Here is a 15,461-nt window from a genome sequence, read left to right on the forward strand (position 1 = left end):
ATTTAAATCTTTATTTTAGCAATTTCGTTGCAAGTTTGTAGGTGAACAGAACTCGTGGAGTAGATATATCCCATTGCTCAACCTCCTGCCGTATCAATTCTGCGTGCTTCTTGCTTATATCCCGTAAAGCATTTCCAACGGATTTCCGAAGATATTCACTTTCGTGTGCCTTGTGTTTACTGATTAACGTAATGGCAACAGCTGGATTCTCTTTAAAGAACGGGCGACTTGTCCAAATTCTCAATCCTTCCGTTACCGCACGAATAACATTCGGATTGTTATTATTCAGCCATTCTTCTATGAGAGGTAAAGAAGCTTCATACCCTCTGTGTTTGCAGACTTCATCGAAAGCCTTTGCAAGCATTTCCTGCACACGCCAATTCTCATCGGTACTTATTCGCTCTTTCAGAAAACGAAGAGCGCTATTATCCTCTGTTGCCAGTCTGCCCAATAAAGTTGTTGCTAACATTCGAGCTTGATAGGCTTCCATGTTCAAACAACGTGAGTGCAACTTCAAAACATTGTTCCTTTGAGTATGCTGAAAGGATTTCATCAGCTCCGTCAAGGATATGTTGAAATCCGTGTTCGACTCCTAAAACACTGTCTAATATGTTATCAACGCTCATAGTAAAAATGATATTTCATTTCAACAATCGCAGCGACAGGCATTACAATAAAAACCTAAAAGAAAATGAAGCCTTGCAACCTTTTAGTTTTTCAACTTAAAAGAGTTTTCAATGCTCATTAATTCGTTGGAGAACATGGAGTCGACTTGTAAACGCTGCTCTATTCGTGAGCAACTGTGAATAACAGTAGAATGATCTCTGCCACCTACAAGTTTCCCTATTCTGGAAGCTGGCATCTTAGTATATTTCTGCGCCAAATACATGGAGACTTGTCGTGCTGTCACCAAATCCTGCTTACGGCTCCTACCGTTGACTGCCGATACAGATACGTTGAAGTGATTGCAAACTTTTTCTAATATCTCATCTATGGTGAGCGGCTTATCATCAATCTTCACTGCACGTTGAATTACTCTTTGTGCCAGTCTCATATCTACCGTACTATTATACACGACAGAGTAAGCAAGTAAAGAATTTATCACACCTTCCAAATCTCTAACGCTCCCATTTGCCGTTTCAGCAATAAACTGGACTACATCTTCGGGAATTTGCAAACCATCTTTGCGTATCTTGCTGTTCAAGATATCAATGCAAAGCTGAACATTGGGCTTCTCTAACTCAGCTATTAACCCACAGGAAAAGCGAGTCAGTAAGCGTTCGTTCATTCCTTTCAAATCTACAGGCGGTCTATCACTGGCTAAGATGATACGTTTACCATTACGGAAAAGATGATTAAAGATATGAAAGAAAGTGTCTTGTGTCTTTGTGGCGGTCATCCATTCCTGAATATCATCAACGATTAACAAATCAATGGTTTGATAAAAATTAATGAAGTCGTTAATCGAGTTTTGCAACACAGCATTGGTGTACTGTACCTGAAACAGACGAGCACTGACATATAACACCCGTTTTTGGGCATAGAGTTGCTTCGTCCGCATACCAATTGCATTAATCAAATGCGTCTTACCACAACCCGAAGGTCCGTAAACGAACATAGGATTAAACTGAGTTTTTCGAGGATGTTCTGCAATAGAAAGTCCTACAGAGCGGGGCAACTTATTACTATCACCTTCAATATAATTATTAAAAGTTTGATGAGGATTCAGATTTGGATCCAGTTGTTGCGGCTGTGCTGCATCTAAAGCTGTGGGCGACTCGTTAACACGCGTTTTCGCCAACTGCGTTTTCACAGACAAATCAGTTTGCTCTGCCTCTACATCTTGCGTGAGATGATGCTCTTGGTCGGTAACAATTCGATATTTTAACCTTATCTGGTCACAGAATGTACGACGCAATACTTTACTTAGCAAGTCTATATAATTTTCTTCCAAATACTCATACACAAAAGGGCTGGGTACTTGTACCAAAAGAGTTCGAGTCGATTCTTCAAACGACTCGTACACTATAGGCTTGAACCATGTGTTATATTGCTGCTCAGAGACATTCTCACGGATAAGCGTAAGGGTCTTGTCCCAAGCTTCGTTAGGACTTACATTCATTTAATCATATCGTATTTTAGGTATGTCTTTCGATCAACCTCAATGCCAATTGACTGCAAAATTATAAAAGAAAATTTGAATAAACAAATGACAATTTTTATCACAATGTCACCAAAATGTCGTAACTAACACAAACAACGCACTTTAAGACATTTTGAGGAAAAATAACATCGCTCACAAACAAAACCGTTCATAATGGTTTGATTACAAATAACTTAAATGCTTTTAGATAAAGATAACTACTTGAAGAGTGAAACATTCTTGTAACATTCCATAAGACTGTTAAAAAGAAGACTTTACAACCTTTCTGAAAATGTGAAACAAAAGTTTTTCTATTTAGACACTTTATAATTAAACATCTTTGAGTCAAATGCAATTTTGATTCAAAGATGTTCGTCATATCATTTACTCAAATCCATCTAAAAATTACTTATTCTTTCGTCCAAAGAGCGAAAAATGAACGTATCTTTTAGGTTGTTGTCTAAGATTAACCGCTAAAGAATCAATATTCTTCATCGTCTGATTGAGATTATAATAAAGGGTGGGATCTTTTAACAAGAGCCCAAAAGTACCCGAATTATTATTTATTTTAGAAGTAAATTCCTGTACATCTGCCATTGCCTCATCCACTTTTGTCATGGTTGAAGCGACATCAATCTTCCTTAAATTGTCAGTGAATTGCTCCGTATTAGCTAAGACGAGATTCGTTTTAGACACTATACCTGGCACTTCCCTATTCACATTGGTAAGCAAAATATGCAGCTGTTTTGACGAAGTTGATAAATTGTTAGTTATCTCATCGATATTATGGATAGAATGTGCAAGAGCAGGATCAGCCAACAAAGCGTTAAGATGAAACATCACCGAGTCTAACTTTGGCAATATTTGCTTGATGGTTGGCACCATCTCGGTCATTTTCCCCACCGTACCTGTATCTATCGAGCCTGAAATCACTCCACCCGGCTGTACATATTGCCCCCGATGTGGTGCGATATTCAGCGTTACTTTGATATTTCCTAATACGTCACTACTAATTGAAGCAGTACTTCCCATAGGAATTTTCATTTTTCGATCGACTTCCGCCAAGACCTTTATTTTCTCTATATGACTGTAATCAAAATAAATTTTCTTGATACGTCCCACTTGATAGCCCGCGGCAAAGATTGGACTTGACTCGGTAAGCCCACTAATATCATTAAAAACGAAATAGTAGGTATCACTGCTCGATAACAAGTTCGAACCTTTTAAGAACTTCATGCCAAAGAACAAAGCAACCAATCCTGCGACGGCTACGAGTGCAATCTTAATTTCTTGTATATGATTTCTCATGTTGTTTATTTCTTTTTAAGTTGTAAGAAGGTTTGAATGGCTTCGTTTACATTGGTGCGTTGCCCGCCCTTGAATGCGATGATAAAAGCATCGGGAAAACGATTGGTCAACTCTTTTTGCAACTTACGTATTTCATTATAATTGGTAGACGAACCATAGGTGTACTTCCACAGAGTACCTTCTTGATACCACTCACACCCCTTGAGTCCTTTCAAAGCCTCATCATTGAGTGCTATTTTCCTGCTACTGCTCAAAATTTGTACTTTGAATATAGGAACATCAGGGTTCACTGGTGCTGGAATATCATCACGACTTTCTGCAATGACTTCAGGCTTAGGTGATTCAGTTACTGGTCGACTGTCGGTAGTGGTGGTCTCTTCTACTTTTTTCTCCTCTTTCTTTAATAAAACAGGAGTAGGTTCAGACTTCCTTTTTGCTTTTTTAGTCTTCGTTTCTTCTTTTTGTTTGTAAACTTGAGGTACAATTTCAGGAACAGTTGGGGTCACTTTTTTGGGCGCTTTATACGGCACTGTCAACCCCTCATAAAACCTATTTTTATATTGAGCAAAAGCATTAAAAATTCCTCTCGCATACATGTCGGCAGCTTGGGGGGCATTCATAAAAAGCTCTTCTTCGGGTGTAGAGATAAAGCCCAATTCTAATAAGCATCCTGGCATGGACGAAAGACGCAACACCGCCAAATTGTTTTGATGAGCACCCATATCCTTCAAACCAGTTGCCGCACAAATATGTTGTTGCATATATTTGGCAAGTTCCACGCTCTTTTGCATATTCACATCTTGAATAAACTCAAACATGATGTTACTCTCTGGAGAAGTTGGATCGAAACCTTGGTAGGTTTGTTGGTAATTCTCTTCAAGTAGGATGACCGAGTTTTCTCGCTTTGCTACTTCTAAATTCTTTATAATACCTTTCCTACCAGTATTTTGACCTTGCCCCAATGTATATGTTTGCACTCCCCTCACTTTACGTCCACCAGCCAAGGCATTGATATGAACTGAAATAAACAAATCTGCGTGATTCTTGTTGGCAATCTCTGCACGCCTTACTAAAGGGATAAACACATCTGTTTTGCGCGTATAGATAACTTTAACATCGGGGCATCGCTGTTCAACCAGCTTACCAAAAGCCAATCCAAACTTTAGAGTAAGGTCCTTCTCGCGTGAATAAACACCAATGGCACCATGATCTTTCCCTCCATGCCCGGGGTCAATAACGAGCGTAAACTTTTTGCTTGCAGCCATACAACTCACTGCAAACATCATCATAGTGAACAAACAGAACTGGATCTTCTTATTCATAGGCGACAAATATAAGCATTTTCCACTGAAAACGTTGCTATTTTATTTAGTTTTTTCCATTTGTCAGATGCAATTCTACGCCAGCACCATCGCAATCAGCGCCCATGGGAGGATTGATCTTCATGATTTCAATGTCTACTTCCTCAACCGCGGGATAGCTATCTATCAAACACTTTCCTATCCTACCAGCCACATGTTCCAATAGTTGCGACGGTTTCTCCATCTCCCTACGGATGCACTCGTAAGCATCGGCATAGCTAATGGTATCGGCAATACAATCGGTCTGAAAAACATCAGAGAGTGGAAACTTAATCCGAACGTTCACCAAATAGTCGTTCCCTGTAATACATTCCTGCGGTAACATGCCGTGGAAGGCATGAAACCGCAGGTTACGTAAGAAAATATAACTCGATTGTATCTTCATAAAGGTTCTTTATCCACAGCGACTTGCACCGCAATTCTTACAGATGAGGCATCCCTCTTGGTAAATCAACGTCTCATGTCCGCAAACAGGACACTTCCGACCTTTCGCCTCAGTACCATCGTCTACATATTTTTTCAAGGCGCGTTCCACACCATTTTTCCATGTGTTGATACTCTCGTCTTTCAACTGTAAGGAACCCACTAAATTTATCACGTGGTCGATAGGCATACGATAACGAAGCACACCGCTAATAAGTTTAGCGTAATTCCAATACTCGGGATTGAACTTCTCACTCAACCCTTCGACCGTTGTCTTATAGCCACGCTTATTCTTAAATTGGAAATCGTAACGACTGGGACCATCTTCTTGCTTCTGTTTGATTATTTTACCCTTAGTCACTGACTTTGGCAACACGATACCCTCATCGTCATCTTGCAAACCAGTAAATATTTCATAGGGATAACCATCTAACAATCCGACGAAAGCCACCCATTTCTCTTTATTGTTCTGGAAACGTACAACATCGCATTCCAACTCCTTTGGGCGAACTTCTGTAACCTCTGGATGCTGGCAGGGCATCGTCACACGCTCCTCCATGTCATTATCTTTGGCTTGTTCTGCAGGTTCTTTCTTCGTATCTTTCTTAGACACAGAAATCATCACCCCTGCTCTGGAGCCATCTCGATAGATGGTACACCCCTTGCATCCGCTCTTCCAAGCTTCTACATAGAGACGGTTCACCAGTGCCTCGTCTACATCATGGGGCAGGTTCACAGTGACGCTGATGCTATGGTCTACCCATTTTTGAATGGCTCCCTGCATCTTCACCTTTTCCAACCAGTCGACATCATTGGCAGTAGCTTTATAATAAGGTGACTGTTCCACTAACTGATCGATTTCCTCTTGAGTGTATCGTTTAGTGGTATCGATACCATTCACTTTCATCCATTCCAAGAATTTCTTGTGATAAACGATATATTCCTCAAAGCTATCTCCTACCTCGTCTACAAAATCTACATGCACATCGGTATCACTCGGATTAACCTTGCGACGACGCTTATACACGGGCATAAACACGGGTTCAATGCCACTGGTCGTTTGAGTCATCAAAGACGTTGTTCCTGTGGGTGCAATGGTAAGACACGCTATATTGCGACGACCATATTTTTGTAAATCTTCATAAAGCTGAGGGTCAGCCTCTTTGATACGAAGTAAGAAAGGATTGTTTGCTTCGCGTGTGGCATCAAACACTTCGAACGCACCACGTTCTTGAGCCATGGTGACAGATGAACGATAAGCATTCAATGCCAATGTTTTATGGATATTAACCGAGAATTCTGTTGCTTCTTTGGTGCCATAGCGCAAGCCCATAGCGGCAAGCATATCACCTTCGGCAGTGATGCCTACACCGGTACGGCGTCCCTGTCCGCTCTTACGTTTTATTTTCTCCCAAAGATGACTTTCTGTCTCCTTCACTTCCTTGCTCTGCGGATCTATCTTGATTTTTTTCAAGATACGGTCAATCTTCTCTAACTCTAAATCCACAATGTCATCCATCAGTCGTTGAGCAATTTGTACATGCTTTGCAAACTTCTCCATGTCAAAATACGCATCGCTCGTAAATGGATTTACCACATAAGAATAGAGGTTGATGCTGAGCAAACGGCAAGAATCGTATGGACACAAAGGAATCTCTCCACAGGGGTTGGTACTCACTGTACGGAAACCTAAGTCGGCATAGCAGTCGGGAATGCTTTCACGTAGAATTGTATCCCAAAACAACACCCCAGGTTCTGCACTCTTCCAAGCATTGTGTACAATTTTTTCCCACAATGACTTTGCTGCAATTTCCTTTTTCATGGAAGGCTCATCGCTATCTACTGGGAACTGTTGCACATAAGGCTTGTCGTCTATAGCGGCTTGCATAAACTCATCATCTATCTTCACAGAGACGTTGGCACCTGTCACTTTCCCTTCTGTCATCTTTGCATCAATGAAAGCCTCACTATCAGGGTGCTTGATACTCACGCTGAGCATCAGTGCGCCTCGGCGCCCATCTTGCGCTACCTCACGCGTTGAATTACTGTAACGCTCCATAAAAGGAACCAGTCCCGTACTGGTAAGCGCAGAGTTATTAACAGGTGAACCTTTGGGGCGAATATGACTCAAGTCATGCCCCACTCCACCTCTTCGCTTCATCAGCTGTACCTGCTCCTCGTCAATGCGCATAATAGCGCCATAGGAATCTGCATCACCGTCTAATCCGATAACAAAGCAGTTGCTCAAACTGGCTACCTGATGGTCGTTGCCAATTCCTGTCATAGGACTGCCTGCTGGAATAATGTACCTGAAATGGTCTAACAACTCAAAAACTTCTTGAGCACTCAACGGATTTTTATATTTATTTTCAATCCGTGCTATCTCGTTGGCAATGCGCCAATGCATATCTTTAGGCGATTTCTCATAGATATGCCCAAAGCTATCTTTCATGGCATATTTGTTCACCCAAACTCTTGCGGCTAATTCGTCACCCGAAAAATATTGAAGAGCCTCTTGGTATGCTTCTTCGAAAGAGTAAGTTTTCGCTTGTTCCATTGCTATACGATAAAAAGAATGTATTAGTTTGATGTTCTTACAATTGCTGTATTTGAAATCTTATGAGTGCAAAACTACAATTTATTTTCGATATAAAAAAATCATTTTTAGTATTTCGAACGCTTTTTATATACCACTTCCATATACGAAAGGTTTTTCTTGTAAAAAACAATCTTTTTTATTTTGTGTTGACAACAAACCTAATTCTCTATGAAACGAACCGTAAGGCTTGCAATCATTGTCAACCATATTCTTTCACTTGGTATAACAAAAATACCCTCTCGATGAAACAGCTGCATCTTTTAACGTTCTGCATTTTTGATAAAGGAATCAATTATTTTTGTCCTATTATTTTACCAAAAATCGACCATTGAAAATCTTCAAAATAGAAAAAATCGATAGGCAAAAGGTAGACAAAAATACGCTGATTTGAACAAACGAAACGTCTTTTGAATCTGGAACATTGAGTTAACACCCTTGGAAACATCTTTTAGAGGTGCTATTCACATACTTCAACGTCATTAAAGCATGCAAATAAGGGGCTTAGAGTAATGCTTTAGTCGCCTGAGAATGTTAAAATTTGGGATGAAAAGAGGAGGTTTAAGCATAACGTATTCAATAGCAATCAATTACAAACATCGCTCATAACTCGCGTATTTACAACCAACTGTGACGTTGGTTGTAAATACGCGAGTTATGAAAGGCACTTTGTAAAGAAAATTCAGCATCTATTTTTATTGAATACAGCGCAGTCGCAACTTTATATTCGCTGTACTGTTATTGCGTTTCGTGGTTCAAATATGAGTCTTAAATGTAAAAGCCATTGTTTTTTATGCTCGTAAAGTTTTCTTTTTAGAAAATCTTTATAACTTTGTAGAAATAAAAATAATCAAATATGAAAACCATCAACACCAGAAGAAGTATTCGAGTTTACCAAAACAGAGATGTAGATAACGACTTACTCAACCGCTTGTTGTCCGAAGCGACACACACCCAGACTATGGGAAATTTACAGCTTTATTCAGTAGTAATAACACGCAATAACGAGAATAAAAGGAAACTCTCACCCGTCCATTTTCACCAACCCATGGTAGAATCGGCTCCAGTTGTGCTGACATTTTGTGCAGACTTTAGGCGAACCACAAAATGGGCAGAATGTAGAAATGCGAAACCGGGATATAACAACTTTTTGAGTTTTCTCAATGCCATGACCGACACGCTGCTGTTCTGCCAAACCTTTTGTCAACTTGCAGAAGATGAAGGGTTGGGATTATGCTACTTAGGCACCACACTTTACTCTCCTGAAAAGATTATCGACATTTTGAAATTACCCAAATTAGTGATGCCCATTGCAACTATCACCTTAGGTTGGCCCGATGAATCGCCAGCTGTTTCTGACCGTCTTCCACTATCGGCAATTGTTCATCACGAAACTTTTGAGGATTATACTCCAAAAAGAATTGACGAGAGTTACAAACAGAAAGAAAACTTACCCGAAAACATTCACTTTTGTGAAGTGAATCATAAAGAGACTTTAGCTCAAGTATTCACAGACCTTCGCTATACGCAAAAAGACAACGAGGCAATGTCGGAGAATTTCTTAAACACCCTGAAACAGCAGGGATTTCTATAAACATCTCTCACCGCCATTTGCCTACGATGCTTATAGCCAAAATGAACATGGAGGAAACCTATACATCTCCTTCTTGTTGACCACCTATTGAAAACATACAAGTTATAAAAAGGAGTTGACCTTAGTTGCGGTCAACTCCTTTTTATTTTATGAGTAAGTCATACTATCCTCGAAGATCACTGTCATTGATCCCACCAAATACGACCTTCTGTCTTATTGACATCTGCACCATATTTAGCATCACTCTTCAATGCACTGACAGCTTGATTATAATTTTCAATATTCAAATCGTTTGGAACAGGTAGAGAGTTTCTGCGTGGAATCACTAATGCAGTACCTGCAGACTTGATCGATTCAAGGAATGCCACTCCATCTTCGGGTACTGGCTGATCCTTAAACTTCGGGTAGCCTGTTCGTTTCCAAGTTGCCCACATCTCTTCTGGTTGCACAAATAGGTTTACCCATTGCTGAGAAATTATCTTCTCTAACGTGACATTCTTAAACTCTGGGCGGTCAAGGTAGGCTGCTATCTTCTCATCCGTGATAGGGTTATAATTGGCTGCCTTATCATTTACTTGGGCTGTCACCCACATATTGGTAGACCATGTTCTGAATTGTTCCATAGAAGCCTTCACACCTTCTCTGTACCAAGCTTTGGCATCCTTACCCGCAACTGCGTTACCTTTCTTCAAAGCTATCTCTGCCAACATGAGGCAAGTTTCCGAATAAGTAATAATCGGCGTAAAGGTTGACATCTTGTCCTGATTAATCATAAACTCTGTGTCTTCAATCGCACGAGCTGGCATGTTGTTGTTGCCTCGAATTCCACCGTTCTTAACGAAGAAACGACTTTCCACTTGTGAGTTCATTCTTATTTCCAAATTGGCTTCTGTACCATCCTTTTTGTGATAAGGCAAGGTCATATATGCATTCCGCGAATACTCACTGGTAGCACTGTCTGGATTAGCTGACGCCCCTACATATCTGTCAATAAAGCCCTTGTAGGATTTCTCGTAATTGGGATATTCCTTCTTGAAAGTGTCAAACCAATCATCATTTTCCTTGTTGTTGTTACCAGTGCCAAAGCCGTTGCGACGAACCAAAATAGGTAATCTCGGGTCGTCATACGTTTCAAGGAATGCAACGAATGCGCGCGATGCCACATATCGGCTGGTGATATCTTGAATATCATCAGTGTTATTGTTGTAATCATTGGGATGATGATAAATACACGACTCGTCGTAAGAACCAATAACATTGCTGGGTGATGTCAACACCTCGTCAATCACACTATTATAGAATGCCTTGTCCGCTTTCTCCAATCGCTGTGCCATCTTCACGCGCAACGTGTTACCAAACTTAATCCATTTGGCAATGTCGCCTCCATAGAAGAAATCTGCATCCTTCAATTGCACCTGCTTATCGTTCGAAGCTTTGAGCGTAGCTACACACTCTTTTACCATGGCATCTAACTTCTTATACATCGGTGTACCGTCAATTGCTTTTTGATACAAATCGTACTTGGGAGTAGTGAGCCGTTCGGTCTGTGCCTTCAAACCTTCCGTGAGAGGTGCTGCACCATACGTGTCAAGAACCAACCATTGTTCGTAAGAGAGCAACATCTTAGCTATGGCGCCAATATCAGCAAAGCGTTCTGGTTCGTTTTGAACTGGAATAACTTGCGTAATGAGATAATCCAAGCGCAAACCAAAACCACCGAAGTTATCACCGTTCGCCGTATAATAGTAGCTGTATGCTGGGGCGTATGGTTCAGTACGACCAGTCTTATCAAGCGAGATATACGTTCCTGCCGATGGTCCACCTGCAGAAACAATATATTGCATATAGGTCATCGTGCCACTGTATTTACCCAAAAGGTGTGCACGACTACAGTTGTTGAAGTTGAGCGTGGCTCCCATAAAAGCGTTGGCTGGGGTTGCAGTAGGCAACTTCTCTTTGTCTGTATTTAAGTCTTGGAAGTCGTCTAAGCAACTGGTTATTCCAAAGGTAGCCAACAAGCTGGCGACTATCAATATATATTTTTTCATAGGATTCGGAATTATTAAAATCTTACAGTTAAATTAAACGCATAGGTACGATAGAATGGTACTGCTCCAATGTCCATGGGCTGCAACGGGTTGTTGCTGGAAATAGACATAGGGTTCAGCCCATCAGTGAGCTTATTAATGAGGTAGCATACGTTACGAGCCGTAAATCCGAGCCGTAAATAATTAGCTCCAAACTTCTTACATATTTTCTCTGGCAAGCGATAGCCTAAGGTTATCTCGCGCAGACAGAACCAGGTATTGTCCTGTATGGCCTCTGGAAAAGCAGGCATACCCCATCCATAGTTCCAAGCATACCATGATCCTGTCATCACTGGCACAATGTTCTTTTGTGCAATGGCATCAGCATAAGTCATGCCTCCAACGTCTACTAAAGCTCCAGGTGTGCCGTCTGCATTTTGTACAGGAGCTTTTGCGCCTTCCTCGAATACTGCATCGAGCATCAAACCGTCGTACACTGTCTCGCCCTTGTAGTTGATACGGGCGATTCCACCATGTTCCTTGTCACGTCCAACGAGTGTTGATTTCAAGTTTCCTCGTGGTACGGTATACTTCCATAGATTGGAGTAATAGTTACCACCAAAGCGACCGTCGCCTTGGATGTACAAGTCAAGTTGCTTCCAAGATAACGATGTATTGAGACTGAGTGTGAAGTCGGGCTCTACCTTTCCAAGGATGTGGCGTTCCCTCTTTCCTTGGTCATACAGTGTCACTGGCGAATACATTGCAACGCTATGTGGTTTCCCGTATTGCTGGTCATAGCGTATCAACATCTTGCCATTGCGTGGGTCACCGCTCGAACCTTCAAACCGTGCGATAGGAGTACTATAGCGAGAATTAAGATATGAGGTGAGAACACCAAACTTTCCACCTTCATAAGCCCATATCTCTGGTGCAGCATCGTAACCGCCCATGAGTTGCCACTCCTTCACATGTTCATCTAACTCTACAATCTTTCCTCTGTTCAAGGTAAAGTTGCCACCAACGGTCCAGCGCCAATCTTTGTTACGTATGGGCGTTACGTCCATCTGAATTTCAACACCTGAGTTTTGAATGTTGCCTGCATTAATGAGTTGGCTGCTTGCACCTGCCTCGCTAACCGAACCCACACGCATGATTTGGTTAAAGGTATTCGTCTTGTAATAAGCAACGTCAAGCGTTAAACGTTCATCGAAGAATCTAAGATCTGCTCCCAACTCAATGGACTGCTGAATCTCAGGCTTCAAGTTATCGTTGAACATAGTTCCTAAGTTAGGGGTTGCGGACAGAACCGACCCACTCTTATCGGGCTTGTAAATAGACTTTTGGTCAAACACACCATATCCATTACTGGTGGCATAGGCCGATGTACCCATACCTACACGTGCAATGGATGCGCGAAGTTTACCAAAAGTAAACCACTTTGGCAGATCTTTTCTAAACGAGTCTGAGAATACCCACGACAAGTTGGCAGATGGATAAAAAACGGTATAGTTATTTTTTCCATTGGTAATATAGGTTGGGTAAGTAAGTGTAGACAACCAGTCATTACGTGCAGTAAGTTCAAGGAACACCTGATCTCTCCATCCAAGATTTACAATGCCATAGATACCAAGTGTACGCTGATTGGCTGGCATATAATCAAATGTGGGTTCTATCTTGTTGGTTGAATTAGAGAACGCAAACACGCCTGGGATGACCAATCCTCCATTAGTACCCTTCGCCCAATTGTTGCGTGGGGTGTTGCCATACAACTCAGCGGCTACAATACCAGATAAGGTAAGCTCCTCTGTACCAATGGTTAACTTGTTATCAGGCGAATTGAGCATAGCCAAGAAGTTATAACTTCCCTCGGTGCTTCCGCTTCGCCCATAATAACCTGCCCCTGTGGGTCCGTAATCGACTCCTGTACCATACTGACGCTCCTCATAGTTCACGCCATAGTAATTGTAGTTGGCTTTTAGGCTGGCTTTAAGCCAAGGCATAATATTAGCACGCAACGTAACATCGGCCAGAATAGACTGCTCCGACCGCTGCCTTACGTTCGTGTCACGTGTATGTAGGTAGCCTCGCAGACTTCCCCAAGGGGAAGTTGATTCTACAGCATGGGTCACAGGGTCGCGGTACATGCTGGCATAGTGGGCGATATCCATATTACGCGGCAGATTATAAGCAGATATCATACCTACGTTATTACCCCAGTCCCAACCACCTTGGCTACCACCGTTGAGCGATCGAGAGAAGGCATACTTGAAACCGATTTCAAGCGAGAATACCTTATTTAATCCTGTCATTCCCTTGAAAGACACATTGTGACGGTCGAAGCTGTTGCGAATAAAAACGCCATTGTTCTTCATAAATCCATACGACAGACGGAAAGATGATTTCTCGCTGCCACCACTGATGGCCACATTGGTATTATTGTTCAATCCTGTTTTGTACAAATCTTTCCAATTGTTGGGTTTTGGAGAGAATGGAGTCTTTTGTCCATCGGGCATGTATTGATTTATCAGTTGCCCATCCATCCTCGGGCCGAAGCTGTTAGGCGTTCGCTGCAATGAGCCATCTGCCAGGAATCCACCCTGATAACCGTTGTATGTTGTTCCAGCTCCATATATGTCTTGCAGGTCGATGGGCGATTTGTAGATATCTGTCACCTCAATTGACTGACTCACCTCTATTCCTAAACCTCGTTTACCAAACTTGCCACCCTTTGACACGATGACCACAGCACCATTGGCACCCCTGGAACCATACAATGCTGTTGCTGCGGCACCTTTCAACACCGTAACACTCTCATAATCGGCGGGGTTCAGGTTCTTGAGTTGCGACCCCCAGTCTGTGCCGCTTAAGTTTCCAGTCAACGGCTCTTGGATGATCATGCCGTCAATCACAAAAATAGGTGCATTGTTCTTATCAATAGACTTAGCACCACGAATAGTAATGGCTGACGAGGAAGTTACCCCTGATGCGCCTGCAGTATTGATCTGCACACCAGCCACCTTACCTTGCAACGCATTCACAGGGTTCACGGCGTTGATGCGCTCAATCTCTTCTGTGGACACCTTTGTAGTAGCATAGCCCACTTGCTTGGCTTGTTTAGGCATGCCATAGGCTGTTATCACCACCTCATTGAGCGTCTTGTCATCGTTCACAAGTGTTATCTCTATCACCTTTCTACTACCGTCGTAAACAAATTCGTAGGGTTTGTAACCTAAGTATGTGATCACAACCACGGTACCCTTGCCAACATTGGGTAACGTAAACCTGCCATCAATGTCGGTAATCGCTCCCAATGATGAGTTCTTTACTCTGACCGATGCACCGACTATCACTTCTCCTGTGTTGTCCTTGACAACACCAGAACATGTTCCATTCTGTTGGGCTACGGCAACAGTTTCCACGAATCTCTCATTAGAAGCGTGGATAGGCAAATTTAACGCCGCAAGCACCATCATCAACAGAACGGATGCCGAACAATTGATAACCTTTAACATATAGAATTAAAGTTAAACAAATTAAACTTAAGGCTCTATTTATCAAACCGACTTACCGTCGCCAGAGAGCCTATGTTGAGCTAACGGTAGTACTAAATGGAGGGCTGTCATTATACCACAGCCGTAAATTTGCGTCAAATATAAGCTTATTTTTGCATACTTACAACTTTTTAAGGCAAAAAATATAATAAGATTTTAATGTGTTTGTAATATCTACCCAAAAAAGGTAAAACCTCCTATTGTAGGAAGAACATCTAACCTGCCTCACACGACATCATTATTGGGCATGCGCTTGAAGTCTTTCAATCCAATACAGACGGTGAAAGAAAACGATTATTGAATTACAACATGGGTAACAAGATAGTTCAAGGAGAACTAAGGGAAAATATATGAAGTTTTTGGTTCTATATTATACAAATCTTAACATTCTAAAAAAAATATAGATAAAACGCTTGTAAAGTTTCCACTTTTTTCTTACCTTTGTAAAGAATTTA

9 protein-coding genes are annotated in these 15,461 nt (G+C 41.6%); 1 reads left to right on the forward strand and 8 read right to left on the reverse strand.

Going from position 1 to position 15,461, the window contains the following annotated elements; all coding sequences use genetic code 11:
- Nucleotides 1-10: 10 nt before the first annotated feature.
- The 6 genes from BN35_RS09390 to BN35_RS09415 all read right to left on the reverse strand — a co-directional run bounded on the left by BN35_RS09390 (nt 11) and on the right by BN35_RS09415 (nt 7,792).
- Entirely contained in the window at nt 11-553 is a 543-nt protein-coding gene (locus BN35_RS09390) for a DNA alkylation repair protein (protein WP_081411479.1), read from the reverse strand.
- Nucleotides 554-709: 156 nt separating this feature from the next.
- Entirely contained in the window at nt 710-2,122 is a 1,413-nt protein-coding gene (gene dnaA, locus BN35_RS09395) for a chromosomal replication initiator protein DnaA (protein ID WP_025073014.1), read from the reverse strand.
- Between the two features lie 426 nt (nt 2,123-2,548).
- Entirely contained in the window at nt 2,549-3,451 is a 903-nt protein-coding gene (locus tag BN35_RS09400; RefSeq protein WP_025073013.1) for an MlaD family protein, read from the reverse strand.
- Nucleotides 3,452-3,456: 5 nt separating this feature from the next.
- Nucleotides 3,457-4,773, reverse strand: a complete 1,317-nt coding sequence (locus tag BN35_RS09405; protein ID WP_025073012.1) for an N-acetylmuramoyl-L-alanine amidase family protein — start codon at nt 4,771-4,773, stop codon at nt 3,457-3,459.
- 46 nt (nt 4,774-4,819) lie between these two features.
- Complete coding sequence (gene folB / locus BN35_RS09410) at nt 4,820-5,197, reverse strand: dihydroneopterin aldolase (RefSeq protein ID WP_025073011.1); 378 nt, start codon at nt 5,195-5,197, stop codon at nt 4,820-4,822.
- Nucleotides 5,198-5,206: 9 nt separating this feature from the next.
- Nucleotides 5,207-7,792 carry an adenosylcobalamin-dependent ribonucleoside-diphosphate reductase gene (locus BN35_RS09415; RefSeq protein WP_028901290.1) on the reverse strand — a complete coding sequence of 862 codons (2,586 nt, stop codon included), beginning with the start codon at nt 7,790-7,792 and terminating at the stop codon, nt 5,207-5,209.
- A gap of 895 nt (nt 7,793-8,687) precedes the next feature.
- Here BN35_RS09415 and BN35_RS09420 point away from each other — a divergent pair.
- Nucleotides 8,688-9,425: a nitroreductase family protein gene (locus tag BN35_RS09420; protein ID WP_025073010.1), complete on the forward strand. Its 738-nt coding sequence runs from the start codon at nt 8,688-8,690 to the stop codon at nt 9,423-9,425.
- Between the two features lie 182 nt (nt 9,426-9,607).
- Here BN35_RS09420 and BN35_RS09425 read toward each other — a convergent pair whose 3' ends face one another.
- Nucleotides 9,608-11,473, reverse strand: coding sequence for a SusD/RagB family nutrient-binding outer membrane lipoprotein (locus BN35_RS09425; RefSeq protein WP_025073009.1), 1,866 nt, complete (start codon nt 11,471-11,473; stop codon nt 9,608-9,610).
- A 14-nt stretch (nt 11,474-11,487) separates the two neighbouring features.
- Nucleotides 11,488-14,967 (reverse strand): SusC/RagA family TonB-linked outer membrane protein, encoded by a 3,480-nt coding sequence (locus BN35_RS09430; RefSeq protein ID WP_081411478.1) that lies wholly within the window; start codon nt 14,965-14,967, stop codon nt 11,488-11,490.
- Between the last annotated feature and the right edge of the window lie 494 nt (nt 14,968-15,461).

The sequence above is a fragment of the Hoylesella timonensis 4401737 = DSM 22865 = JCM 15640 genome (assembly GCF_000455445.1).
Classification (GTDB): Bacteria; Bacteroidota; Bacteroidia; order Bacteroidales; family Bacteroidaceae; genus Prevotella; species Prevotella timonensis.